Annotated in this window: 32 protein-coding genes; 31 read left to right on the top strand and 1 reads right to left on the bottom strand. The window is 41.4% G+C overall.

Going from position 1 to position 22,879, the window contains the following annotated elements; translation table 11 throughout:
- Positions 1-246 precede the first annotated feature (246 nt).
- The 17 genes from QZ995_RS20850 (at position 247) to QZ995_RS20770 (ending at position 7,118) form a co-directional block, all read left to right on the top strand.
- Positions 247-717 (top strand): DNA N-6-adenine-methyltransferase, encoded by a 471-nt coding sequence (locus QZ995_RS20850; protein ID WP_301811284.1) that lies wholly within the window; start codon positions 247-249, stop codon positions 715-717.
- Between the two features lie 54 nt (positions 718-771).
- Entirely contained in the window at positions 772-1,224 is a 453-nt protein-coding gene (locus tag QZ995_RS20845) for a hypothetical protein (RefSeq protein WP_301811282.1), read from the top strand.
- Positions 1,225-1,298: 74 nt separating this feature from the next.
- The gene (locus tag QZ995_RS20840) at positions 1,299-1,544 is read left to right on the top strand and encodes a DNA translocase FtsK (RefSeq protein ID WP_301811279.1); all 246 of its coding nucleotides are present in this window, start codon (positions 1,299-1,301) and stop codon (positions 1,542-1,544) included.
- Positions 1,545-1,576: 32 nt separating this feature from the next.
- On the top strand, positions 1,577-1,846 hold the full coding sequence (locus QZ995_RS20835) for a hypothetical protein (protein ID WP_301811277.1): 270 nt from the start codon (positions 1,577-1,579) through the stop codon (positions 1,844-1,846).
- A 46-nt stretch (positions 1,847-1,892) separates the two neighbouring features.
- Positions 1,893-2,402: a hypothetical protein gene (locus QZ995_RS20830; protein ID WP_301811274.1), complete on the top strand. Its 510-nt coding sequence runs from the start codon at positions 1,893-1,895 to the stop codon at positions 2,400-2,402.
- A gap of 10 nt (positions 2,403-2,412) precedes the next feature.
- Positions 2,413-2,652 (top strand): hypothetical protein, encoded by a 240-nt coding sequence (locus QZ995_RS20825; protein WP_301811272.1) that lies wholly within the window; start codon positions 2,413-2,415, stop codon positions 2,650-2,652.
- A gap of 178 nt (positions 2,653-2,830) precedes the next feature.
- Positions 2,831-3,157, top strand: a complete 327-nt coding sequence (locus QZ995_RS20820; RefSeq protein WP_301811270.1) for a hypothetical protein — start codon at positions 2,831-2,833, stop codon at positions 3,155-3,157.
- Between the two features lie 47 nt (positions 3,158-3,204).
- Positions 3,205-3,378, top strand: a complete 174-nt coding sequence (locus QZ995_RS20815) for a hypothetical protein (RefSeq protein ID WP_301811267.1) — start codon at positions 3,205-3,207, stop codon at positions 3,376-3,378.
- Between the two features lie 14 nt (positions 3,379-3,392).
- A complete protein-coding gene (locus QZ995_RS20810; protein ID WP_301811266.1) occupies positions 3,393-3,557 on the top strand; it encodes a hypothetical protein in 165 nt (54 codons plus the stop codon).
- A gap of 88 nt (positions 3,558-3,645) precedes the next feature.
- The gene (locus QZ995_RS20805; protein WP_301811264.1) at positions 3,646-4,107 is read left to right on the top strand and encodes an ArpU family phage packaging/lysis transcriptional regulator; all 462 of its coding nucleotides are present in this window, start codon (positions 3,646-3,648) and stop codon (positions 4,105-4,107) included.
- Positions 4,108-4,398: 291 nt separating this feature from the next.
- The gene (locus QZ995_RS20800) at positions 4,399-4,554 is read left to right on the top strand and encodes a hypothetical protein (protein WP_162988363.1); all 156 of its coding nucleotides are present in this window, start codon (positions 4,399-4,401) and stop codon (positions 4,552-4,554) included.
- Between the two features lie 53 nt (positions 4,555-4,607).
- Positions 4,608-4,802: a hypothetical protein gene (locus QZ995_RS20795; RefSeq protein ID WP_301811256.1), complete on the top strand. Its 195-nt coding sequence runs from the start codon at positions 4,608-4,610 to the stop codon at positions 4,800-4,802.
- A gap of 318 nt (positions 4,803-5,120) precedes the next feature.
- Positions 5,121-5,465 (top strand): hypothetical protein, encoded by a 345-nt coding sequence (locus tag QZ995_RS20790; RefSeq protein WP_301811253.1) that lies wholly within the window; start codon positions 5,121-5,123, stop codon positions 5,463-5,465.
- A gap of 53 nt (positions 5,466-5,518) precedes the next feature.
- Positions 5,519-6,016 (top strand): hypothetical protein, encoded by a 498-nt coding sequence (locus tag QZ995_RS20785; protein ID WP_301811250.1) that lies wholly within the window; start codon positions 5,519-5,521, stop codon positions 6,014-6,016.
- Positions 6,003-6,236, top strand: a complete 234-nt coding sequence (locus tag QZ995_RS20780; RefSeq protein ID WP_301811248.1) for a hypothetical protein — start codon at positions 6,003-6,005, stop codon at positions 6,234-6,236. Before QZ995_RS20785 ends, QZ995_RS20780 begins: the two co-directional genes overlap by 14 nt.
- Before the next feature lie 334 nt (positions 6,237-6,570).
- A complete protein-coding gene (locus tag QZ995_RS20775) occupies positions 6,571-6,894 on the top strand; it encodes a hypothetical protein (protein ID WP_301811247.1) in 324 nt (107 codons plus the stop codon).
- A gap of 59 nt (positions 6,895-6,953) precedes the next feature.
- Positions 6,954-7,118 (top strand): hypothetical protein, encoded by a 165-nt coding sequence (locus QZ995_RS20770; protein ID WP_154071873.1) that lies wholly within the window; start codon positions 6,954-6,956, stop codon positions 7,116-7,118.
- 109 nt (positions 7,119-7,227) lie between these two features.
- On the opposite strand, the gene QZ995_RS20765 is transcribed toward QZ995_RS20770, so the two are convergent.
- Positions 7,228-7,425 (bottom strand): hypothetical protein, encoded by a 198-nt coding sequence (locus tag QZ995_RS20765; protein WP_301811242.1) that lies wholly within the window; start codon positions 7,423-7,425, stop codon positions 7,228-7,230.
- Positions 7,426-8,336: 911 nt separating this feature from the next.
- On the opposite strand from QZ995_RS20765, the gene QZ995_RS20760 reads away from it, so the two are divergent.
- The 14 genes from QZ995_RS20760 to QZ995_RS20695 all read left to right on the top strand — a co-directional run.
- The gene (locus tag QZ995_RS20760) at positions 8,337-8,897 is read left to right on the top strand and encodes a recombinase family protein (RefSeq protein ID WP_301811239.1); all 561 of its coding nucleotides are present in this window, start codon (positions 8,337-8,339) and stop codon (positions 8,895-8,897) included.
- Positions 8,898-8,934: 37 nt separating this feature from the next.
- On the top strand, positions 8,935-9,480 hold the full coding sequence (locus tag QZ995_RS20755) for a P27 family phage terminase small subunit (protein ID WP_168420556.1): 546 nt from the start codon (positions 8,935-8,937) through the stop codon (positions 9,478-9,480).
- The gene (locus QZ995_RS20750) at positions 9,473-11,155 is read left to right on the top strand and encodes a DNA packaging protein (RefSeq protein WP_301811232.1); all 1,683 of its coding nucleotides are present in this window, start codon (positions 9,473-9,475) and stop codon (positions 11,153-11,155) included. The genes QZ995_RS20755 and QZ995_RS20750 overlap by 8 nt, the downstream gene beginning before the upstream one ends.
- 17 nt (positions 11,156-11,172) lie before the next feature.
- A complete protein-coding gene (locus tag QZ995_RS20745) occupies positions 11,173-13,350 on the top strand; it encodes a minor capsid protein (RefSeq protein ID WP_301811229.1) in 2,178 nt (725 codons plus the stop codon).
- A gap of 73 nt (positions 13,351-13,423) precedes the next feature.
- A complete protein-coding gene (locus tag QZ995_RS20740) occupies positions 13,424-16,369 on the top strand; it encodes a hypothetical protein (RefSeq protein ID WP_301811226.1) in 2,946 nt (981 codons plus the stop codon).
- A gap of 18 nt (positions 16,370-16,387) precedes the next feature.
- Positions 16,388-16,750, top strand: a complete 363-nt coding sequence (locus QZ995_RS20735) for a hypothetical protein (protein WP_301811224.1) — start codon at positions 16,388-16,390, stop codon at positions 16,748-16,750.
- Positions 16,719-17,246, top strand: a complete 528-nt coding sequence (locus tag QZ995_RS20730) for a hypothetical protein (RefSeq protein ID WP_301811221.1) — start codon at positions 16,719-16,721, stop codon at positions 17,244-17,246. Before QZ995_RS20735 ends, QZ995_RS20730 begins: the two co-directional genes overlap by 32 nt.
- Positions 17,246-17,650 (top strand): hypothetical protein, encoded by a 405-nt coding sequence (locus tag QZ995_RS20725; RefSeq protein WP_301811218.1) that lies wholly within the window; start codon positions 17,246-17,248, stop codon positions 17,648-17,650. Before QZ995_RS20730 ends, QZ995_RS20725 begins: the two co-directional genes overlap by 1 nt.
- Entirely contained in the window at positions 17,650-18,207 is a 558-nt protein-coding gene (locus tag QZ995_RS20720) for a hypothetical protein (RefSeq protein ID WP_301811217.1), read from the top strand. The genes QZ995_RS20725 and QZ995_RS20720 overlap by 1 nt, the downstream gene beginning before the upstream one ends.
- A 2-nt stretch (positions 18,208-18,209) precedes the next feature.
- Positions 18,210-18,740: a hypothetical protein gene (locus tag QZ995_RS20715; RefSeq protein ID WP_301811215.1), complete on the top strand. Its 531-nt coding sequence runs from the start codon at positions 18,210-18,212 to the stop codon at positions 18,738-18,740.
- 5 nt (positions 18,741-18,745) lie between these two features.
- Positions 18,746-20,281, top strand: coding sequence for a phage tail protein (locus QZ995_RS20710; protein WP_301811213.1), 1,536 nt, complete (start codon positions 18,746-18,748; stop codon positions 20,279-20,281).
- Positions 20,281-20,715: a hypothetical protein gene (locus QZ995_RS20705; protein ID WP_301811210.1), complete on the top strand. Its 435-nt coding sequence runs from the start codon at positions 20,281-20,283 to the stop codon at positions 20,713-20,715. Before QZ995_RS20710 ends, QZ995_RS20705 begins: the two co-directional genes overlap by 1 nt.
- A 12-nt stretch (positions 20,716-20,727) precedes the next feature.
- Positions 20,728-21,075, top strand: a complete 348-nt coding sequence (locus tag QZ995_RS20700; RefSeq protein ID WP_101667770.1) for a hypothetical protein — start codon at positions 20,728-20,730, stop codon at positions 21,073-21,075.
- A gap of 286 nt (positions 21,076-21,361) precedes the next feature.
- Positions 21,362-22,879, top strand: a 1,518-nt coding sequence (locus QZ995_RS20695; protein ID WP_301811202.1) for a phage tail tape measure protein, incomplete at its 3' end; no start/stop codon positions are given.

Here is a 22,879-nt window from a genome sequence, read left to right as displayed (position 1 = left end):
GAATGGCCAAACACCAAATGCACGACATGATACTGATTCACAGGCAGATCAGGAAACGCAAACCGAACGTTATCGCTGTTTCGGATAGGTTCAATCTCAAAATGGATGCCGTGTCGTCGAAACTTTCGAATTAGCCTAGCAGATCGGCTACACGGCACTAGATAATAAAACGATTTTTGCATGATATATCACTCCTTGTTGCCATTGTAGTGCGAGGAGTTGGGACAAAAATAAGGAGAATGGGAAATGGCTATAAACGAAGGAATGTTTACTTCAAGTACAGATTTATGGGAGACGCCGCAAGACTTCTTCAACCAGTTAAATCAAGAGTTTGGCTTTCAATTAGATGTTTGCGCTCTACCAGAAAACACAAAATGCGAAAGATATTTCTCCCCTAATGAGGATGGTCTACAGCAAGAATGGAAGGGCATTTGTTGGATGAATCCTCCTTATGGAAGACAGATAGGTAAGTGGATAAAGAAAGCTTACGAATCTTCTCTTAATGGAGCTACTGTAGTGTGTTTGATTCCAGCAAGAACAGATGCAAGTTGGTGGCACGACTATTGTATGAAGGGTGAAATTCGATTAGTTAAAGGACGTCTGAAGTTTGGTGGTAGCAAATGGAACGCACCTTTTCCTAATGCTGTAGTGATTTTTAGGAAAGTAGGATCTCAACCTTCATATAAAGCGATAAATAAGTATGGTTCAGTATTGTGATCACTTGATAGAGCATATCTCTATCATTTGGGACAAAAATAGGAGGAATGAATAATGAATAGACAAGCAATTTTGGACGTACTGAACAGTCTGGAGGCAGTAGATACAAACAGGGGGGAAGATGCGTACATCCTTGTTGCTAGTAGTAAAGAAAACCTTAAAAAGCTCAATGAAGTCGGGGTTACAGATGAGGTTATCTATAGATACGGAGATAAAGAGACATTTTGCATACTAGCCTTAGCGTTCACTGAAGGATATGCAGATAGTTATAGCAATGGAAAACTTATTTTTGCGGGATTAAACAACTTTCGAATTGAAGATATCGACGGTAGTGAATTTGTAAAAAGTCGTGATGTTGGAAAGATGCTGGTTTCATTCCACAAAGACTTTGATGGTTATCCAACAGGTAAAATCCTTGTTGTTTATGCTGACGGATCAGATAGGACTATAAGTCAAGAGGAAGCTCAAGAGAAATTTGATGATGGTTCTTGGGAGGTAATTAATTGAACGAAGCTATATGCAAAGCTGCTATGAAAGTGGTTGTTGAGCACAATGGTAATTTTAGAAAGGGGTAGATTGATTTGAACAAGACAAATGAATTGATTGAAAAGTTAAAAGAGCATCATGGTAATTTGTATTCAGATTTTGAAGAACGTTATCAAGAGGCAGTACAGATCGTGAAGGAGACGAAGCAATGCTCAGTTACCATGTTGCAAAGAAAAATTAGAGTTGGCTACGTCTATGCGGCACGAATTGTAGATCGCATGGAGAAAGAGGGATTAGTTTCTCCATACCGTGGAAGTGCGCCAAGGGAAGTTTATATTTAACAAACGATTGCTTGTATAAGGGAGGATGCGGAATGAACGGATTTTTCCAGATATCTCATGATGACGGACTTAATAAAAAAGTCATCATCGCTAGAAATAAATACGAGGCGCTTGGTTATTACTTGATTGAAGTACTGAAAGATACAGAAATCATGGACGAAATTGACGATATTGAGTTGTTGCCACCGGATCATAGCGTAGAGGTTTCATGCATAGGATGGCCGGAATGCAAGTCGCTGCTCGAAATCTATAAAGAAAAAGAGTGCGGTGATACACCTCAAGTGGTTGTAAGTCTCGAATAACTGAGGGTTTAACATCACTTGTGATAAAAGAAAAGGGAGGGTTAGCATGTCTAGATATGACTTAAAACTAGTTCATGGAAGACTAGTCATTGACATGGGAACGGACGAAAACGATGTACTTAACACATATGGATACGATGGAACACCAAATACGTATGACGGATACATCGTAGCATCGGCAAAAACTATAGGAACGGTTGAGTTAACCCAAAAGCAATTTGAAGTTATTCAAGCAGAGTATAAGAACGGCGGAGAGTGTGGCTGGTGTGACAATGTGGTTAGTGAGCTCCGTGAATGTCACCAGTTCGATAGTAATGAAGATGGAGAAAAGATGTGCCATGATTGCTGGAACCATGATAGAGAGATGTATTTAGGTTCATATGGTGAGGATATTGGTCCTTTTAATGATAATGACAATTCAAAACCGTGTGTCCATTGCAAAACATGGATCAAAGAAGAACAACAGCTCGATCTAACCGACCCAGAGTTTCCTGAAATGGAAGGAAAAATTATTTGTGGAGAGTGCGCTCAGGTAATGGGCGATCTTGCACCTTAGGAGGATGCCAATGCTTTGCGAAATTTGCAATAAACGTGAGTCTACAATTCTATGCGATTATGCAACAGGTACAGGGGTTGTAACAAGTGTAGATTTTAAAGAATTGACGGAAACGTGTGATAAAAAACTGTGCAGGGAATGCGCTGTTAGCCTTTGGGCCAATTGTGCTGTTTGCCCCGATCATGCGGAACAAGTTAAGAAAAAGATACTTCAAGAGAAAGTGAAGCGAATAAAGAGGGTTGCGAAATGACTAGCGGGATTGGCGTTAAAGTGTTGGAAGAAAAGCTTAGACGTTACGAAGAAGCTTTGCTCTAGATCGAACAATTGGTTTTCCATAATCAAAGTATCCCCCTAAGCATCCGAGAAAGCATTCAAGAACAAGTTGTTTTAAAAGCTGGTGTCCAGATTATTAGAGGGGGAGGAGAATAATGCGTGACCTAAACAGAGACTTAGAGATATGTTACACAGCGACAGAAGGGCCTTGGGGCGCGAGCCATGATGAGTGGCCGGGTAATGCTAACCTGCGCCATTGGGTATCTATACACGAGGACGGACTAGCTTGCGCTGTAAGTTATGAAGATGCTCGTTTCATTGCCGAAGCTCGTGACGGATGGCCTCATGCGATTGAAAGAGCGCTGGAAGCAGAGCGTAGGGTTGCAGAATTGAAGGCAGAACTTGAGTATCTATCAAGTCATACAGTAGCTATACGAACAGACAGAAGATTTACACCAAAAAGGGTGAAAGATATTACTTGAGGTAACTAAATATAAACTTGTCGGACTGTGAGGAAGGAATGATTAGCTTGAAAAAGGTAACGGTTGTATTCAAAAGTGGAGTCGTACAAGAGTTTGAGGTTGAAGAAATTAGGTTTAATTCAGTTGTGGGGGCTATATGGGAAGAAGCTGAAGGAAGAAAAGCACCGTTATTTATTGATGAAAAAAGCATTGACGCACTTTTCTACGAGGAAATCAATTGAGAAAGGGGTAGCAGATGAACATTGCAGAGTTTGATCAGCTTTCTGCGTTTTTGATTGATCACACCAAGATTTTATCTGAGTATATGAAAAAAGCACAAGACGTAGGATTTTCAAGGCATGAAGCTCTTCAACTGGCTATAAATTTTCAAACAAACATGATGATGCTTTCGAACAAGTAAAAATAAAAAAGCCCCCTCAACGGGAGCGGTTAATTTAACTTGGACAATTACTATTATATCACGCCAAGCCGTTGAGGGGGAGTCGGAAGTGGAATATAAACAATTAACTTTGCCGGGTCTACCGGAAATCGATAAAGAAGAAACAGAGATCAATGTAAAAGAAGCCCTCGACCTTGCAAGAGATTTCATAAGAATGGGCTTCCATCCTGGAATTGAAGCAAGTACAACCGCAAACTATTCTTTGGTGCCACCAACGCAGACAAACGCTTTCCACAGCAGTACGGAAAACACGGCCATAAAGAATATTTCCATAGAAGAAGAACGCAAGAACCATGTACAGCGTGTGTTGAATGCCACAAAACGATTAAGCAAGAAAGAAAAACAAATCATAATGACAAGATGGTTTGGCGAAGACGATATTACGGATATTGAAGCATACACCGAGTTGGAAATGTCACACGCCACTTACTATAAATACCGTGGTAAAGCTTTCTATCGTCTTGCGTTTGCTCTAAAAATTGAAGCCTTTAAAAACGCTGAGACTTCTTAGAGGAAATTAAGATAAAATCTATACGGTATTCATACACATTTTGCTTTTAAACATGATAAATTTGTATTATCAAGAGAATATGAAATGAGCCATCCAATTGCGGGTGGCTTTTTTTATTGGGGTGATACGGATGCGCAAGGGGGTAATTAAAAAGAGATCTCCGTTACAAGACGACAAAAATCATAAGTGTTATCGATGCGTGTGGGCTAGTTATGCTGGGTATAAGATACTTTGTAGCAAGCTGGTGTGCGAGAGGGAGCAAACCAAAAACTTAGGTAGGTGCAAATGACAATGAAAGGGATATTTCAAATACATATAAGACAGGCCTCATTAGTTGGATTAGCAGTAGCAACGTTAGCTGCTTTATCAGGAAGAGCCATGAGCTTTGGTGAATACGCCACTTTTGTTATGATAGCTGCAATTTATTTTAAAATGATCGAGAAGTAAAAGAATAGACAAAAGTCCTTTGCTCAATCACAATGGATTTGAGGAGGCGAAACATGATCAAACATCAGCAGTTCTTGCATCTAAGATTAAATCAAAATGAAACACTAACAGAAGTATTAGGGACTACAATACGAGAATTGGAGAAATCACTACCATATAAGTTAATCGAAGTGCATCAGGTAGTTCCTCTTGCCAATAATGAGTATACTGTAATACTAAATGGTTTTTTCGAAGACAGGACTCATTAGGGTTTCTTCTAAAAATTGAAACCTCTAGAATAGTGCAGCGTATTACTAGAAAAGGTTATTTTTAGGAGGTGTACGATGATCGAATTAAATTTAAATCCCCTGCAAATATTATCTTATGCTATGGAGTTTGGACGGCCACTATTTCTGATTGTTGTAGGAATAATACTATATAAAAAATTTCAAGGCGCTTAACTAAGCGTCTTTTTATTTTGCCCATCGTTGGGATTCTGAAGTTCGGTAGGAAACTACCACAGCGCGACGGACTTCGGAACCCGAATGATGGGCGAAACCAACTATACGTTAAAGGAGTGTTGTGATATGGCTTCAAACGATTCGAGTTACAAAGTGAATATAGACGTGGCAGATGGGTTGCAAAGCCTAGAGGAGATAAGACGTTCAGCAGAAGCTGCTACTATATCGCTGTCTAAGTTTGAACGAACTTACAAGAAAGCAACTGGATTAATTGATCCAGATTTGAAATCTTTTACAACTAAGGAATTGCTGGATGAATTAGCAAAGCGTCCTATAGGCGACAAGGAGGCCGTTCATATTCTTTCGCCACAAGGCTACTGTAAGCTAACCATTGATCATTATGGGGTAGGGCAGGCTGAAACTATAGAGGTTACTGGGCCAGCACATATTTTGATTAATCAAGACAGGTAGTTAGCCTTAACAAATGGGCCTGTGATTGAAAAGAAGGAGTGAGGCAAAATGACATGAACGAGAGATATGTAGATCATGAAACAGGCGAGATCCTCGAAGAGCGCCGTTTGCTGCTCCGATCTAATGAGATCGTTAAGGTTATTAATCCGTATGCAACAGGTGGCCGGAATACTAAATTTGTTAAGTCAAAAACGAGTCAAAAGGCCAAGCGAAGGTTCTATCAGCTCAACGTGGAAGAAGAAGGGTTCCTCTCCAAGATTTCACGTTATGCTACACCTGGACGCAACCTCTTAGTCGGAGATGGAGAGCGCGGAATGAAAGGAAAGTCGCTTACAACTAAGCAGCTATTCCAAATCTGCCGCCTAAGTAAGCAGAGAGGGTATAAGATACTCAAAACCTTACTGGATTACAACTGCTTGAAGCTCACTGAATACGGATATGTCATTAATCCGGATTATTACATCAATGGGAAAGCTCCTGATCCAGCGTTATTAAAGTATTTTAGATCAGAATCTGAACAAGAAGGAGGTCGAGACCATGGATCTAAATAGAGGTGGATTTTTAGAATATAAATGCCGTAGGTGTGGTGTGGTCAAAAATGAATTTCATGCACCAAATGGATTTGAAGCATTTCTGGCAATATCCAAGAATGGATCTACTCCTGAAGAATGGGGACCATGTGCAACCTGGTACGGAACTCACATATGTGATGATAAACACCTATCTATTACAGATTTTATTGGTATCAAATACGATTCCCCAAAAGCATGAATCAACCATCTGTCGGCGGATAAAGAATATTAAGAAAGGCCGCCAGACGCTAAAGTGGCATAAAGCCTTGTGGCTCTAAGGCTCAACCCTGTTTTTAGGTGGTACGAAAATCGGTACAAAAAACACGAAAACTGTACCGAAAATCCACCCTGCTAAAAACGGCATTCAGCCCTACAGCGCCAAGGACTCTAGCGTTTTTGCTTCTGTCGTTATTCTTATATTCTTACTACTGCTGACAGAACACAAAAAGCTGTCATTTAGAAGCCTTAAAAATATTGTTTGTTAGATAACCATTCGATACAATTATCTAAAACATGATGGGAGTTTTCTAATAATGAGCAAGCTTGGGAATAGTGCTATTAAATTTATGATCGGATTTATAATTGATGCTATTTATAAAGATGATGATTTCTCAACTGATACAATAGATTCACTTAAAATCTTTGCTGAGTATATTGATCAGGACTTGCCTCAGCAAGACATTAAAAACATAAGGGATCAAATTAGTGAAAGTCTATCAATGTATCCCATTTTTGATGAAGAAGAATCTATGTTTTTAAAGAAAGCAAAAGCTTTTCTAGAAGAGGAAAATGATTATTTTTATCGCTTGGTTGAGGAAGAGTACAAGGAAATAAATAATAGTGAATCACTAATGTAAGGGTGTAGCTTATGCTACATCTTTTTTATTATCCAAAATCAGAAAGGACGATCTTACTTATGAAAGTTATTCTTCAAGACATGACAATGGAAGGCCCTCCAGAGGAGTTAGCGACGTTCATGCATCTGTATCGTCAAACAAAGATGCAAGAGGTATCATTTGTTGAACAGATCAGACAACAAATGGCTACATTGCCCAAAAAGAAGATTTTCGATGATATCTAGCATCTGCTTGATCTTCCTCTGGAGCCTTATTGTTCTATCAATCGGTGGGATGTTGTCCATAGCTTCAGATGAGAGAAGGAGAAACCACCCGTAATGGGTGGCCATCCTTTTAGGCTGCTTTAGATTTGACTGCTTTTTCTTCCGGTCTTGGCATCGCTATTACTTTCGGGTCATCACCGTCTGGGTTTGTTGGCGGTTTTTCCTTAGATAACTTGGATAGCCTGTACCAAATACCAAACGAGTTATTAATAATGCCAAGTATTGCTGCAATAATGCTAAGTACTGCTACGATTACGGTTAATGTCATAATCAAACACCTTCCTTTTCTTAATTCTTTTAATACCATCTTTTATACAGTTGGTATTCTGGTTATTCATTTCGAGGGGGCTTACACACTAGTTATCGCTCCATCTATTCGATTTGTTGCAGGGGAATTTATAAAATTACATCTGACCCAATGGGTTTTTGTTCAAAATTTCTTAATCCTCCTCTCACTAATTAAGTAAGGCGGTAGAAAGATTCAGCTCATTTTCTTAAAAAATCATAGTTGAGCGAGAAATTTATTTTTAACCTTCCTACTTTTAAAAGGATTTTGGGTATGCAAGAAAAAAGACTGACCAAGTTTTGGACAAGCTCCCTCAATTATTAAAGTGTCGAGGGCGAGCAATATTTCCATATTCAGAGGTAGTAAAGAAAAGCCCTTGTTTATAGGGAATCGTCTTGAAAATAGGCTTAGCGTTGTAAATCCGCACAATGATTTTTTGCTTCACTTTCTCTATACGAGGTGAATGTAGAAGAGTTAAAAGTAAGATATGTTTACCCTCTTACTTATAGATGGCATTTGGATGACAAGCAGTTGCAAAAACGGATGATTGTTAGGTGGCATCAAAGCTGGGGTGGAAATGATTGAGGAGAATGAGGAGGGTGGGCTTGAGTCCTTTCAATCTGCTCATTTTCAGTCGATAGAGAAAAACGAGGTTAAATAGATTTCTTTGCTTCTTCTATATGAACAAAAATTATTCTGTTCAGCTTCTATGAGAAATTACAGCAGAACCGTTTCAAAAATGATAAAAAAAGAGACGATTACGCTGGAAACTTTTTTAGTGCGTTCGTAGGCTATGAAACAGATTCAAAAACTAGTTTCAAAACAAAGTTGCATTAACCCTCCTATTTTGATACTATAAAGACAATAGGAATGAGAATCGGAGGGAGTTCACTATGAAATTTGGTTATGCTCGTGTCAGTACACTTGAACAAAACTTGGATATGCAAATCGATGCTCTCCAAAATGCTGGCTGTGAAAAAATCTTTGAAGAGAAAATGACTGGAAAACGCAATGACCGTCCAGAGCTAAACAAATTGCTCGATCAGTTACGTTCTGGTGATACTTTGATTGTTTATAAACTAGATAGGTTAGGAAGGTCTACTTTCAAGTTACTTGAATTAGTCGATGAATTTGAAAAAAAGGGAATTGAATTTATCAGCATTAAAGATAATATTGATACTTCTACTGCTATCGGAAAGGCAATGTTTAGAATGCTTGCCGTGTTGGCAGAAATGGAACGGGACATCATTGCGGAACGGACACAGGAAGGTTTGAAAGCTGCTAGAGCAAGAGGACGTTACGGTGGTAGACCAAAGACGGATAAGAGCAAGATCGATGCAGCCATTAAACTATATCAAGCTGGCGACATGAGCGTACCTGAAATTGTAGCTGTGACAGGGGTAAGTAAGGCTACACTTTATCGAAATATCAATAAGCAATTAGGCTCCAAGTAAGGGGCCTTTTTCTTTTGTCTGGAAAGGAGGAAGGGCTATGTCATCTGCGGATTTAACAAGGGAAAGACGTAGTGCCTCACTTAAAGCAAATCGAATAACTGACGGTAGTGTTAAGCATGGGGTATTTCCTTTTCTGAAGTCTGGCGTTCACCCATGCAACAAATGCGTAAAGCGCAACGGATGTGATAGGTTTGAAGAAAATGCAGACTGTTCCTATCTAGCGGACTATCAGGAAAAGATCATTGATAGTGTAATGGATTTGGACATTGTAGGGGAACAAGATCGACCAATGGCGCACTTGTTATCAAAGGATATGGCAGTCATTGCACTTTGCGAAATGTACTTCGCTGTAGAGGGCTTAGTGATCCATGATAAACGAAAGAAATCCCTCAATGCTCAGCCTTTGGTAGCAACATACAACGAAGCAAAAAGACAAGCGCGACAGACTATGCAAGCTTTGGGATTGGGACCAGCAGCACGAACCAAAATCAACTTAGAGAATGTAAATGTAGTGAAGCAGATGGGTGAGCTTGGCATGAAAACAACAGACGAACAAGAAGGATTGGAATTCTTAGATGATTGAGTTTGCGAAGGAGATTAAAAGTAAGATCCAATCCCTTGCAAAGAAAAACAAAGACAAAGGCAAGAAAGCTTATGATCTTCTAAATGACTTTGAGCGGTTTGCCGCCAAATGTCTGAAGATCAAAACAAAAGAAGGGAAGCTTCTTCCTTTCGTTTTGAATGATGCTCAACGCAATTTTGCGCAGAAGGTATTTAAAAAATTGCTTGCAGGAAAGCCAGCTAGGTTTATTATTCTGAAAGCTCGTCAGATGGGCTTTTCTACTGTTACAGAAGCAATCATTTATTATCTAACATCGCTCCAAGAAGCAAAGAACGGTTTTATCGTTGCTCAGGATTCAAAAGCATCCGATAACCTTTTCGCAATGTTTAAGAATTACTATGAGAATGTACCCAACCTTTATAAGCCAATGCGAAAGCGAAATAACAGTAAAAAGCTATCGTTTGAAAATCCGACTGTTCTTGAATCACAACGCAAAAAAAATCCCGGTCTAAAGTCAGAGATTACTGTTGATTCAGCCGAAGCGAGCGTTTTAGCACGATCAGGAACTATACATTTCCTACACGTATCAGAGTTAGCATTCTGGCCAGAGTCAAAGAAGAGCAAGCACATGTTGGCTTTACTTCAGTCTTTGTCAGACGCACCAGGCACGCTTTGTATTATTGAGTCCACTGCTAATGGTTATGGCGAATACTTTCAACAAATGTGGGATAAAGCATTAAAAGGGAAAAATGATTATGAGCCGATCTTTGTTGCTTGGCATGAGTTTCCGACTTACCGTGATGAATTTGAGTCGCAAGAAGAGTTGGAAGACTTTATCGAAAGTATGACTGAGGAAGAGAAGTTCATACAACGTCGCTTTAATTTAACGGCTGAGCAGATGAAATGGCGTCGTTCTACGATAAAGAACAAATGTGATGGTGACCCTAAATTATTTGCCCAGGAGTACCCTGCTTACATAGAGGAAGCATTTCTAGTATCTGGTCGATCTGTATTTGATCAAAAGCAGGTAGGAGACAGCCTATTAAACGTTCCTGAACCCATCAGGGAAGATTTAGACGGCGCTGTACTCATATGGGTAGAACCGGAAGAGGACGAACTATACGACATGGGGGCAGACGTTGCAGAGGGTCTGGACGGAAATGAACACGACTCATCGACATTCGTAATATGGAAGCGTAGCACAGGGGAGCAAGTAGCAGAAATGCAGATCAAAGAAGAACCATTTAGCTTTGCGGCACTTCTGAACGAATGGGGTAGGTATTATAACAACGCCTTACTGGGGGTTGAACGAAACAACCATGGTCACGCAGTACTGTTGGCGCTTATGCAAATATTTAATTACCCCAATCTGTACGAGCATAAGGATTATGATGTCAAAGGAAATGTCGAGAAACGTTCTGGTTGGCCCACAACCCCAAAAACTCGTCCTATTTTAGTTGAAGAGTTTAGACAAGGCTATGTGGAGAATCAACCAAAGATCAAGTCAAAAAGAATGCTTGGGGAAATGCGAACATTTGTCAAAAAGAACGGTAAAGCACAGCATCAAACTGGATGCCATGATGACGTTCTCTTTGCGGGCATGATCGGCTGGGAGATGCGTAAACATCCACATCGAGGACAGTTCAAACCAATCGGCTTCTCTATCATGCCTGACTTTGATGCGATATTTTCATAGAAGGGGGTGAACAACAATTGAGTCGAATTACGCAATTAACAACGAAAATCCTTGATTACTTTGGATATACAAAAAAAGAAGTCAGTATCGACAGAGACAAAACAAAGCAGATTTCTTACAGCGAGTCACCTCAAACCCAGGTATTTGATCAGTATAATGTTTCAACTGAACGTATACAGATCATTCAAGATGTTAGAAATCTGTTTAAGACAGACTCAAGATTCAAAATAACGAATCTCCGATTAGGTGCGGACGCAACCCGTGGAGGCTGTCAAGTCATTGTTCAGGGAAGTGAATCCCATCGCAAACACCTTAGAAAATTAGGCAAGCCACAGCCAAAGAGATTAGTTCCTGGGGCTAATATAGCCCAGCAGGTAATTGATGATTTTATGCGTCGAACTAAGCTGTCAGCTAAGTCAAAAGAACACCTTAGAGTACTTTTAAAGGATGGTGATATTTTCCTTAATCCCATTGTGGATTTAGGAGCAGGACTCGTATTAGACGTAAAGCGGGCTCCAGCTATGACTATGAAACGTAATAGTGATGAATACGGCGACTTCCCTGATATAGAGAGGGCATTCAGTCAAATCGATCCTAAAACTCAGATAAACTCATTAATGGATATTGGGCCTCCTACATCATCTCGTGGTGACTTTGCCCTCTACCAGATGAATCATATACGATGGATGTCTGACGAAACGGAACTCTATGGTACTTCTCACTATGCTACAGCAAGGCAATTACACAAAATCCTTCTGAAAATGGAGATAGCAGCGGCTGTACGGAGGGAATTTCGATCTGTCCAAAAGGAATACCATCGGCTCCCTGATACGGTTGGAGAGGCAGAAATCACAGCGTACAGAAGACAAGTTGGTTTAATTGATGAGAATGGGAATCCCACAAAAAATTCTCATCTGCTATCAAGCTTTGTTGGGAATGCTGATCTTCAAACTATAAAAGCGGATGCAAACCTATCAGAGATGGGCGATATCGAATACTTTGATGATCTCCTGTGGCTTAGCCTTGGCGTACCCAAAGCTATACTCACAAGTGGTCAGAACTTAAATAGGGACATCTTAAAAGTACAGTATCCTCAGTACCTCCAATCGCTCGATGATATGACCGACTTACTAGAGTATGGGGATATAGGTCAGTACAGCGGGTACCGCGCTTTAATAGATTTACAGCTAATGTTAGCGGGCATTAATCCTACCTCTATTGCCTATGACGTTGTGTGGAGTACCAAGACAACTGAAACGGCGCTAGAACGCCTAGAACGTGTTCAGAAAGCTCGTGGCGCTAATGGTGGCGATATCCTTATTACAAACGTCAAAGCTATTCAAAGCATTGCTGGAGATTTCGATATCGAGGACCCAGTGGAAATGGCTATGATGATTGAAGAGGAAAGAGCTCGAAACGCTGCTCTAGTGGCCAAGTCCTTGCCTCCAAAAGAAGAAGAGAATGCAGATGAAGAAGAGGACAAAGAACCGATTACAGATGTTGCTTTGGAAGATCGATCAAAACTTAAAGAGGCAGAAGTCGAGGCGGAGGAGGCAGTCCTTCGTTTTTTTGATGCCGTAAACAAGCGGTTCACCAATTATGATTCTGACAATGAAGGTATAACGGACTCTGTTATCTTAGACTACGCTGAAGATGAGATCCTAAATGCTCTTGAAGAGACGTGGGAAGCTGAGCAAGGAAAGTTACAGCTTTCATTAGTCAAAGCAATGACCATAGCTGGGGTAATGGGTGCAGAAAAGGCTACTTCCTTCCTCGCAACAGAGATTAAACCACGAATAGTTCGTAGTGATATTAGAGAAGATCTGCTTCAGCAATCTACTCAACGAATCAAAGACATGAAAGAAACGACGCTGAAAAGTATTCGAAAAGAGTTGGCAACCGGTTTTGATAATAACCTTGGGTGGCACAAGATAGCAAAGCGACTGGGGCCTATTATTTTGGATGAGGCGCGAGCCAATTTAATTGCCCGTAATGAACTAAGCTGGGCCTATGATCGAATGCAAATCAGAACTTATAAAGGCGCTGGCGTTAAAAAAGTCCAATGTGATGAGGTTATAGACATGCGTACCTGCGATAAATGCCGATCTAGGCACGGTAATGTCTATGATATTGATGACTACCCTGGTCTTGCCCATCCGTTATGTAGGGTTAGCTGGTTGCCTGTAGATGAATAGTAGTTGAAAGGTGGTGGTTTTGTGTGACCGGAATAGTATTCCCATCATAGATGCCTTGAAAGGAGGAAAACGTGTGTTTACAAAATTACCATTTGGAATGAATCTACAGTATTTTGCCAAAGCGGGTTTCTTACCAGAAGAAGAACCTATTAAGGACGCTTTAAAAGATGATCCCTTAATGCAACAGATTTTAGATGCAAGCAGCGCCATTGCTCTTCTATCCATTAAGAAGAATCTGGCCAACACACCACTAACAGAAGTGGATCGTCGCATTTACTATGAGGCAATCGATGCACGAGCCAGAGCTGAATTTAGCACTTGGTCCATTGAAGAAGCCGCAAAAGAGGAGTCCGGTGAGAAACAGAAGCCGAGTATAGGCTTTACCGACTCAGTTGAACCACTTTTTACTGTTTTAGAAGATAGTGCAGAAGATCAAAGAGAACTTTGTTTTTCAAGAGCTGTGCCAATCATGGATGATGCAGGGAAGTCATCAGGTTGGTATCGTCAGCCTGTTTCTAAAGTTGACGCAATCAATGGCAACAATCGTCTCTATCCAAAAGCTGTTTATCAGGCCGCCCTCGATTCATTAAAATCTACTAATTTTCCATATGCAGGAGAGCACCCACACCCTCGCTGTTACAAAGGCACAGATGGTAGGGTGCTTTTTGATTCGAGTGTACCTAATCAAGCAGTTGTATTTCGTGACGCCAGCATTGATGCAAGCGGTATCGTCTGGGCTGAGTACAAACCTTTGGCTACAGATATGGGAAAACAAGTCCAAGCGATGCTAGATGACGGACTGCCGATCGGCTTTTCTAATCGGATGACAGGTGACATTATTACAGCCAAAGTGGAAGGCAAGAACGTCGGGGTTGCAAAAAGACTATCTCTATACACCTGGGACGTTGTATTGAATCCTGCTGAACCTGAAGCCTTCACTAAACCAATAGAACTAACCGATTCGGCTGTAGCAATTATCTTAGATTCACTATCCAAGGAGGATGATAAAATGAAAAAGAATTTCCTTTCAATGTCATTAGATGAACTACGTACATGGAAGAAACAAAATCCTGGCCACATTGATATGGCGGTATGTGATGCTGCTATCGAAGCTAAGGAAAAAGAACAAACATTAACAGATGAACTTGAAAAGTTAAGACTTGAAAAGCAAACACGTGAACAACAAGAAGAGGCAAATCGGAAGAAGGATGAAGCACAAAAAGCTCTTGTTGATGCTGTTAATGAACTTCCTTATGACAAACAAGTAAAAGACGGGCTACTTCAAAAAGGCGCTGCTATTACGGACGCTTCAGAAGTAGCCTCTTTTATTGACACAGAAAAAGCCTTTGTTGATGCTATCCAAATTGATAATCAAAAACAGAGTCTTGGCATTCCTTCAGGTCGAGCGGCTATTGTTAACCAAGAGGTTCAAATTGGTAATTCGGCCCAACCATGGGTACCGGTAGTAGATAAGTTAATGACGGCTTTTGATGATCAATTCCGTGCTAAAGACCGAAATTTCCGTGTTGATGAGAATCTGCGAAAAGGGAATCTTGCTATTCTCGATCGCATCCTTGGAAAAATGGAACGTGAAAATCATCATGAGTATCAAACTTTCATGCACTCTCTTACAGATGCTGCGCAAGATATTACCGACGGCGTTATTCAGGATAGTGCAGCAACGTCAACTGGCGATCTTGCACAAATTCCCGTTGTTAGCTTAGCGTTTATGCGTCAGATGTTCCAAGACTTAAAATTCGCCCAGCTAACCATGGCCGAGAGTTTTTCAGGTACAACGTATAAGATTCCTGTTGAGTTTCAAACCGAGGATCTATATTCTCAAGATGATTTTGGTGGTATTGGTGAATTTGATGGCATTCCAACTGAAGGTGTTGAAACATTCTTGCTTGAATTTGGAGCAGACTGGTTAAAACGGGCTACTAAGATATCAAAAGAGGCTCAAGTAGAGCTTCAGAGCGGTCCTTTTAATTACGATGCTGTAGCACGAAACTTGGCTAGTATTAATGCCCGTATGAGCCGGAATATTGATCAAAGAATTTCTACAGAAATGATTAGTGTATCAGATGAACACCTTGCAATTGTAGTAAAAGATGAGACCGTTTCTGACCCTGAGTTTCATGCTGCCGTAAAAGGGAGCAATGTACCTTTTAGCTCCAATGCCACTTTTGTAGTTGACCTACTATGCGGTCAACAATCAGGGAAACTTGCAGATTTTCGTTCTCCGATCGTTCGGCCTCGTACAAAAGTTTGGTTAGACGTACAAGGTAAAAAACAATCATCTAAGATTAACGATGTTGTCGTTACTGTTGGCGGAAAAACGTTAGTTCGCGGGCAGTGGGACCATATTAAAGGTATGGTTGTAAATGGAGAGTATGCAATTGATTTTGAAAACGCAAAAGTGTATTTCACCTCTGATTCTGGGGTAAGTGATACCAAAAAACCTATGGTTAAATCCTATTCTTATGCAACAAATGTAAGCTATTTTGATCTCACTGTTCCAGCAGGCGTAGATCCTGCTAAGTATTACAATCGATTAATCGAGTTAGTGACAGATCAGAAGGCTTATATGGGCTCTGCTCCTCGTTACGTAACACCAGACTTCTTACTTGGTAGTCTGAATGCTATGAGCCCTATCAAGAAAGCCGAATTGTTTTATCGCTATGCCTCACCAAACGGTACAAACCTGCTGCAAGGCGATATGTACTTTGCAACAAGAGAAAATATCCAACTAGGTGAGCATAATGCTCCTTGGGTAGCAGGAGATAGTCGTCTTTTACTTGGTAAAACAAATGCAACACGGATGGGAATCGGTTCTCCTTTAGAAATGGAAGGCCCTTTCCCATACATGAACCCTGAGACAAATCAAATTACTTCGGCCAAACTCTACTATGCGACACAACAGATTGCTATTAATACACCTTTGGTAATTGATAAGAGTGGTATGGCTTACCATCCGCCATATCGCACAATCAAATTGTTTAATAGCAAACAAGGTTAATAGAAAGGGGAATCTATCATGTTGAAGATAAATACAAGCTGCTCATTCCTTCACCCGTTAACTGGTCAGATGATTCACCCTGGCCAGTCTTACGAGGAACATTATAGATGTCCAGATCCCGTTGAATTGGAAGAAGAGATTAAAGATGAAATCGAGTCTGACAATGAAGAAGCTCCTGAGGTAGTAGCCCAGGAGCTTCTTACGTTAGAGCAATTCGACAAATTAGAGGCAGTCAAACAAAAAGAAGTGTTAGTAGGAAATCTAATTGTTTCTGCCGAGGACGCAGACGCGGTTAGCAATAAAGAAAAACGTCTGCAATTGTATAAGAAGTTCTTGGAGGCGAATGCACATGATGGAGCTGGTCAGGAAGTTACGCTTTGATCTAGGAGACACGGAAGAACCCTTTTTCTATTCTAACGATGACTTAATCAGTAGATTGACAGAAGCAATTTATGATTATTCCAGCTACCGTCCAAGAAAACGAAAGGGCTTGATCAAACTAGTACCAGGTGTGACAGAATACGAGCTTCCCGAAGACTACCAAACATGGATAGAAGGCTTAGCGGGGTATGAGATTCTTGATCGTACCCTGATAACTCCTGTCACACCTACTGGCCATTCTGAACTAAGGTTTCATTACTACGCAGACCATACAATTGAAAGCCTATCAGTAAGAGATCACCGAATTTTACTAGATTACTGCATGGCGAAGATCCTATATGAGATTGTTCGTGAGGGCGCTGAGATCAGCGGCTTAAAACTCGGTAAAGGGCTACAAATTAACTTTGACAACTTTGATAAAATCGCACAGGAAGCAATCTTTCGTGAGAAACGCTATGAACAATCGGTGAAGAAGCCTATAGGGATGTGGACGTAATGAACGCCTCAAAGCTGGCCAAGAAAATTAAAAGAATTATTGATCGTCACATCAAGCAAAAGGGATACGAGGTAGAGACTGTTTTGCAAACGTTGACGGAAGAACAAACGTCTAGCGGGCTTTCAATTATCGATAGAAAACAGCCTGATCCTATAAAAGAAACCATCAAAATAGTTGTTACGGGCCATTCTATCGATGAGGAAGCCACTGCTTTAGGGGATAATCCTGTGCAAAAACTAGAGTTTATTTCTATTGAAGATGGCACGGAGCCACCTGAAAAAAGAGTAGAAGAAGGAAAGGTTCTCGTTTATGACGGCAAGCAATTTAATATCCTATTAACTTCTCCTGCTACTTTAGCGGGTGAGCTCATCATTAAGGAATGCCAAGCGAGGTCGATGCCATAATGGGTGACTTTAACGACTTGTATCGTGTGCTAGGGAATATCCCGCATTTGATGGCGAAAGCGGAGAGGAATACGCTGAAGAAAGGCGCAGCCGTTGTAATGGGCGCAGCTAAAAAGAAGCTGGGAACCTATCAAGGGGAATCCGGAGGGTATAAAGCGTGGGTAAAATTAAAACCAGAAACGATCCGTAAAAAGCACATGTCCAAAACAAAGGCAGGCGCCTTAACACGAGCAGGAAAAAGGTACAAAGAGAAACATGGAGCATGGGGAGCTGGTGGAAATGACGATTCGCCATTAGTTGATTCTGGTAGCTTGCGCCAAGCAATTACTACGGATGAAAAACAGATTAACAAAGGCGTGGCATATGTAGGAGTGGCTTCTGGATCATCTGATAACAAGAAGGGTGATCCAGGAAGCTATGCGGCGGCCCATGAATTTGGGTATGAGCCCAAAAATATACCGGCACGCCCTTTCCTACGACCTGCACTCCACGAAAATCGAGATCAGATTAAAGAAATTGCCAAAAAGGAAATTATTAAAAGTCTAAGGAGGCTCTGACAGTGAGAGATCCACTTGTGTCAGTCTACACCGCCTTAGAAAAAGCCATTAAGACTGTTCACGACTCAAGTTTCCTAGTAACTAATGATACACCGAACCCTATCGAGACTAAAAAAAGAGTCCTTCCTGCTGCTAATATCACGTATGTGAGCGGGACATCTGAAAAGGCCCTTATGAGGGAACACCAGCCACACGGAGTGCTTTCGAACGGGAGTGGTACTTTTACTGTAGGGACGGAAGCAGTACGGTTTCATTATCTCATCCAGGTTTCCTTTTTTGCTGAACGGCCAAGCCAAGCTCAACAGCTATCTACCAAGTTTTTAGCTTACATCGAAACAGAAAATGAGATACCCATCCCTGAAGATAAGTGGGGGGACCTTGTACAGATTTTCATTGCTTCTCCACCTCTACCACCACGTGGCGAGCCTAACCTATACCAAGTAGATGCAACCTATCAATGCTTAGGACAATTGATCGTAGAGGAACAAGTGAATGCAATTGATGTGAGTAAATTCAAACCAAAAATAACGTAAAGGAGATGGTCTTGTTGACCATATTACGCGGAGTAACTTCGCTACAGGATTATCCTCCTGGGCTATATGTGAATGAGCTACCTGTACCTCAAAGCGAAGAAATTAGTACACCACAATTTATCTTGGGTTTTGTAGGCGAATTTGATCGCGGCCCAATCAATAAATACATGTTAATCTCGGAAACACCCTCCAAACGGTTAATTGAAATAGCCGAGCCTATTTTGGGTTCATCTACCAAAAAACATGCGGGCAATCAATTGCTAGACCATCTACACCGTGCCCGTATTAAAAAGGCGGCTTTCGTGCGAGTCTTGGGTAACGGACACCAAACAGCTAGTTTGCACCTAAAAGATCGCCAAGACAAAGAGACAGCCCGTATCTATCCAAAAGCTGGCCCTGGAGAGTACGCAAACATTTTTACTGTTGAGGTTCAAGAAGGGACTAAAGCAAACACCTTTAAGCTGATCTTATGGTCAGACTTAGGCGGGTTTGAAACTTACGACAACCTATCAAAAGACCCAGAGGATGCTCGTTATGTGGAGAAAGTAATCCAATCCACTAGCGAGCATTTTGTATTTGAAGATGTTAAAGTGGAAAAGGATTTCGACACAACACGTCCAGCAGTCATGGCCAGAACTCAATTGAAAAACGGTTCGAATGGCGCCCCTTTAACGGATCAAGACCGTATAGGCTCCTTTGATCCAGGTACCGGTACCCGGACGGGCCAGAGGTTACTAGGCGTTATTGGAAATATTCTAACGGATGTAGCCCATATTAACTACTCGAGTCCAGAAGTAGACAAAGCATTGATTGCCCTAAGTGAGAAGTATAATTTTATTGCTTACATTGGGACAAATAAGGCTCAAGCTATTGCAGATACTTTCGAATATCGAGATCAGTTTGACAGCGACTTCGGTCAAATGGTCTACGGGTATTATAACTCTACGACTGGCCAACGCATCTCCGGAAGTTGTCTTTCAGCTATTGCACACGTAAAGGGCCAAATAGAAGACTCCGGACTTGCGGTGGAGTGTAACTGGATTGCTGGCACCGACACAGAACTTGAATTTGAGGACTATCAGGAGCTTTTTGCTCATCAAATAGCGGCTTTCCAACTCAAGCCATCTGCTAAAGGGGATGGCTCTTATGCTTGGCGAATGGCTAACGATTATACGCTTGCTAAAAATGATGTAGCGGGAGATCCAATTGCTGACAACAAGAATCGAAAAGTAAATCGTCGGCGATTGAATAGCTGGATCGAAAAGCAATTGGAGGCTGTAGCTGCACCGTGGCAAGGAAAGGCCATGACCAAGCCGATGAAGGAAGCAGCAGACATGCGCATTCGTACTTTCTTCGATAACCTGGTTAAACCGACCAATCCATTAGAGACAAGCAAAATCGAAGCTTATTCTATTCGATTTAATTCAAAGGCTCAATCAATCGATCAATTCGTGCAAGAGTTGAAAGTCAAACATTATAACACTGCTGAGTGGATTCTGCTGAATTATCAAGGCGGTACTAACGTGGAGGTGGATGTTTAATGGCAGAGGCGGGCTTGCTTGGTAAAAAGCTAGTAATTGCAATAACTGATTCGAATGGTAACGTCTTGAAAAAAACACCTGAGATACTAAAGTGGTCTGAAGAGGAAATTACGACTGAAGACAAAAAGCACCCCATTGGTGAGGAGACTGAATACAGCACCAGCACGATAGATGGATGGAAAGGCTCATTTAGCGGCCAAGACACGAACGGTGCTTATGACGACATTGTAGATGCTAGACTCAAATATCAAAAAGAGACAGGTGATACACTCTCTTTTTCGATGTTTACAACTAGAGTCTACAAAGATGGAACGGTAAAAAAATACAAGTTTACAGGCGTAACCTTTAGCGGATTTAAAGCTGATGTAGACGGTGGTAGTAAAGCAGTTAACAACTCAATCAATTGGCATGCGACAGAACGCATACCACTATAGGAGGGCTTACAAATGGAAAAGGTACTATCAACAGGTAAAAAAATTACTCTTCGTAAAAAGAAAGGCCAGCACCATTTTGTTGAACGGAATCTCCTTTCAACTGTGCAAGGTGATGGTGGAACAAATCTTGGTGGAATTACACTAACAGTATTAGTTAAGGCAGTAGTAGGTATTGAAAGCGTAAATGGAGAGGCAGTCGAAATTCCTGAAAATCTTGTTGGACTTCTGGAATTCATGAATAGCTTTGAATATGAGGAATGGGATGAAGTAGAAAGAGTTGTGCTTACTCCGGAGGAGAAAGCTAAACTTGAGGAAGCGGCAAAAAACTTGCAGGAGAGCCCTGGTTCAGAAAAAGAGTAGAACTAGCTATAGGCTCAGGTGCAGGTATATCGTATTCCGATACGATGGAAATGGACGACGAAACAGTAATGGCAGCAACGATTATTGTTAACGAATGGAATGAGAAGAACCCTCGAACGTTTTAATTTGGGGGTTCTTTCTTTTTGGGAGGGAGGTACCTCTTATTAGTACAATTTTAGATTTAGCGATTGCCATTAGCCTAACTGATCGTGTTTCAAGTGCTTCTCAACGGATTATTAGTCAATTTAAGTTGATGGAGCATGCCACAGATCAAGTACAAAGCAAGATGAACCGTTTAAAAAACATGGCCTTTGGCGGCGGTGCTCTTGCGGTAGGTGGAGTCCTGGCATTTAATTCGATTGCTAACGCGGCAGACGAGGTTGTTACTAGAGCTGGTAACTTGCAAGAGATCATGACAGAGATTAAAGCACAGACATTCGGCAAACAGTTGTTTGATCCATCTAGTGCCAACGAAATCACACAAAAGATGAAAGAAATTGAAAACCTTTCTACCCGTTTAGGTTTGGAAACCACTTTCTCGAATCTGGATGCTGGTGAGGTCATTCGGGATCTTCAAAAAGGTGGTTTGCAATACAAAGACATCATGAATGGCGCGGCAGAGGCAACTATTAAGTTTGCACAGCTAAACGAAATGGCGCCAACGGCTGCGGCTGAACTTATGGTACAAACGCGAGCTGGGTTTCAGCTTACTGGTCAGCAAATGCTCGAAGCAGCGGACACGGTAACGAAAGTGGCAGCGGCTTCAAGTGCTGGAGCTGAAGATATTAACCGTGGTCTTGGCAATATGGCAGGGGTAGCCTCTCAGATGTGGGGCACAAGAGGAAAGTTTGAACAGGTCATGGATTCCTCAGCTTTGGTAGCATTGACGCGAACACAGACAGCAGAAGGATCCAGTGCGGGTACATTTGTCCGTAACTTCTTAGAGCGACTTGTACCTCAGACTAAACAACAAACCGCGTATATGGCCTCTGTAGGCTGGCTAGATAAGAACGACAAATCGCTATTCTTAGATTACTCAAAAGACCCCCGTGGGCAATTAAAATCTGCCACAGAAATAGCAAAAATTCTGAGGAAAACAGTGGGTAGCAATAAAATTATTGCGGATGAAAAAGCCGTAGAGAAAGAATTCGCCTTAGTTGAACAAGGAATGGGAACAGATAAACTAATCAAGCTATTCCATAAGGTTTTTGGTGAGCAGGGTGGCCGTACTGCCTATACGCTACTCCGAACAGGTGAAGGATCCCTTGAAGAAATCCTCGATAACGTAGATAAGCAATTATCCTTAAATGATCGAGTCAAGATGCAGATGGAAAACTTTAATCAGGTAAAAGATACAGCAGGCGAGGCATGGAATACCTTCTTAACCTCCCTTGGATCGCCGTTACTGGAATCAGGAACAAAGTTTTTTGCGTTTCTAAACGACCAGTTATCGGAAGCGGCTCTGTATTTCCAACAACACCCCGAAGTAAGCAAGTACATGTTTGCAATTGCTGGCGGGGTTGCGGCTTTAGCTGGAATCGGCGGTATTATAACCGTTACGGCGGCTTCTTTTGGTGCATTGTCTTTAGGACTAAGCGCGGCCGGCATCGGTTTAGGAACAATTGCTTTGGTAAGTGGGGGAGTCTTACTTGCAATCGGAGCAATAGCAGGCGGGGCTTACCTGATCTACAAGAATTGGGATGAACTCCAGCCCTATGCAAAGGCTGTATGGGATGGGATTAAGGATGCCATATCACCAGTTGTGGATTGGGTGAAAGTTAACGTTATACCCGTCTTTACATCA

The organism is Brevibacillus laterosporus, from assembly GCF_030489605.1.
Taxonomy (GTDB): Bacteria; Bacillota; Bacilli; order Brevibacillales; family Brevibacillaceae; genus Brevibacillus_B; species Brevibacillus_B laterosporus_E.
This window is presented reverse-complemented; position numbering and strand designations above follow the sequence as displayed.

Excerpts from the sequence above, each read along its gene's own strand:
- QZ995_RS20735 (WP_301811224.1), top strand. The coding sequence starts at position 16,388 with ATGTTGAAGATAAATACAAGCTGCTCATTCCTTCACCCGTTAACTGGT.
- QZ995_RS20765 (WP_301811242.1), bottom strand. The coding sequence starts at position 7,425 with ATGACATTAACCGTAATCGTAGCAGTACTTAGCATTATTGCAGCAATA.
- QZ995_RS20710 (WP_301811213.1), top strand. The coding sequence starts at position 18,746 with ATGGTCTTGTTGACCATATTACGCGGAGTAACTTCGCTACAGGATTAT.
- QZ995_RS20755 (WP_168420556.1), top strand. The coding sequence starts at position 8,935 with ATGTCATCTGCGGATTTAACAAGGGAAAGACGTAGTGCCTCACTTAAA.
- QZ995_RS20810 (WP_301811266.1), top strand. The coding sequence starts at position 3,393 with ATGAACATTGCAGAGTTTGATCAGCTTTCTGCGTTTTTGATTGATCAC.
- QZ995_RS20820 (WP_301811270.1), top strand. The coding sequence starts at position 2,831 with ATGCGTGACCTAAACAGAGACTTAGAGATATGTTACACAGCGACAGAA.
- QZ995_RS20790 (WP_301811253.1), top strand. The coding sequence starts at position 5,121 with ATGGCTTCAAACGATTCGAGTTACAAAGTGAATATAGACGTGGCAGAT.
- QZ995_RS20795 (WP_301811256.1), top strand. The coding sequence starts at position 4,608 with ATGATCAAACATCAGCAGTTCTTGCATCTAAGATTAAATCAAAATGAA.
- QZ995_RS20800 (WP_162988363.1), top strand. The coding sequence starts at position 4,399 with ATGAAAGGGATATTTCAAATACATATAAGACAGGCCTCATTAGTTGGA.
- QZ995_RS20825 (WP_301811272.1), top strand. The coding sequence starts at position 2,413 with ATGCTTTGCGAAATTTGCAATAAACGTGAGTCTACAATTCTATGCGAT.
- QZ995_RS20705 (WP_301811210.1), top strand. The coding sequence starts at position 20,281 with ATGGCAGAGGCGGGCTTGCTTGGTAAAAAGCTAGTAATTGCAATAACT.
- QZ995_RS20785 (WP_301811250.1), top strand. The coding sequence starts at position 5,519 with ATGAACGAGAGATATGTAGATCATGAAACAGGCGAGATCCTCGAAGAG.
- QZ995_RS20760 (WP_301811239.1), top strand. The coding sequence starts at position 8,337 with ATGAAATTTGGTTATGCTCGTGTCAGTACACTTGAACAAAACTTGGAT.
- QZ995_RS20720 (WP_301811217.1), top strand. The coding sequence starts at position 17,650 with ATGGGTGACTTTAACGACTTGTATCGTGTGCTAGGGAATATCCCGCAT.
- QZ995_RS20750 (WP_301811232.1), top strand. The coding sequence starts at position 9,473 with ATGATTGAGTTTGCGAAGGAGATTAAAAGTAAGATCCAATCCCTTGCA.
- QZ995_RS20780 (WP_301811248.1), top strand. The coding sequence starts at position 6,003 with ATGGATCTAAATAGAGGTGGATTTTTAGAATATAAATGCCGTAGGTGT.
- QZ995_RS20700 (WP_101667770.1), top strand. The coding sequence starts at position 20,728 with ATGGAAAAGGTACTATCAACAGGTAAAAAAATTACTCTTCGTAAAAAG.
- QZ995_RS20725 (WP_301811218.1), top strand. The coding sequence starts at position 17,246 with ATGAACGCCTCAAAGCTGGCCAAGAAAATTAAAAGAATTATTGATCGT.
- QZ995_RS20835 (WP_301811277.1), top strand. The coding sequence starts at position 1,577 with ATGAACGGATTTTTCCAGATATCTCATGATGACGGACTTAATAAAAAA.
- QZ995_RS20850 (WP_301811284.1), top strand. The coding sequence starts at position 247 with ATGGCTATAAACGAAGGAATGTTTACTTCAAGTACAGATTTATGGGAG.
- QZ995_RS20770 (WP_154071873.1), top strand. The coding sequence starts at position 6,954 with ATGAAAGTTATTCTTCAAGACATGACAATGGAAGGCCCTCCAGAGGAG.
- QZ995_RS20830 (WP_301811274.1), top strand. The coding sequence starts at position 1,893 with ATGTCTAGATATGACTTAAAACTAGTTCATGGAAGACTAGTCATTGAC.
- QZ995_RS20730 (WP_301811221.1), top strand. The coding sequence starts at position 16,719 with ATGATGGAGCTGGTCAGGAAGTTACGCTTTGATCTAGGAGACACGGAA.
- QZ995_RS20775 (WP_301811247.1), top strand. The coding sequence starts at position 6,571 with ATGAGCAAGCTTGGGAATAGTGCTATTAAATTTATGATCGGATTTATA.
- QZ995_RS20845 (WP_301811282.1), top strand. The coding sequence starts at position 772 with ATGAATAGACAAGCAATTTTGGACGTACTGAACAGTCTGGAGGCAGTA.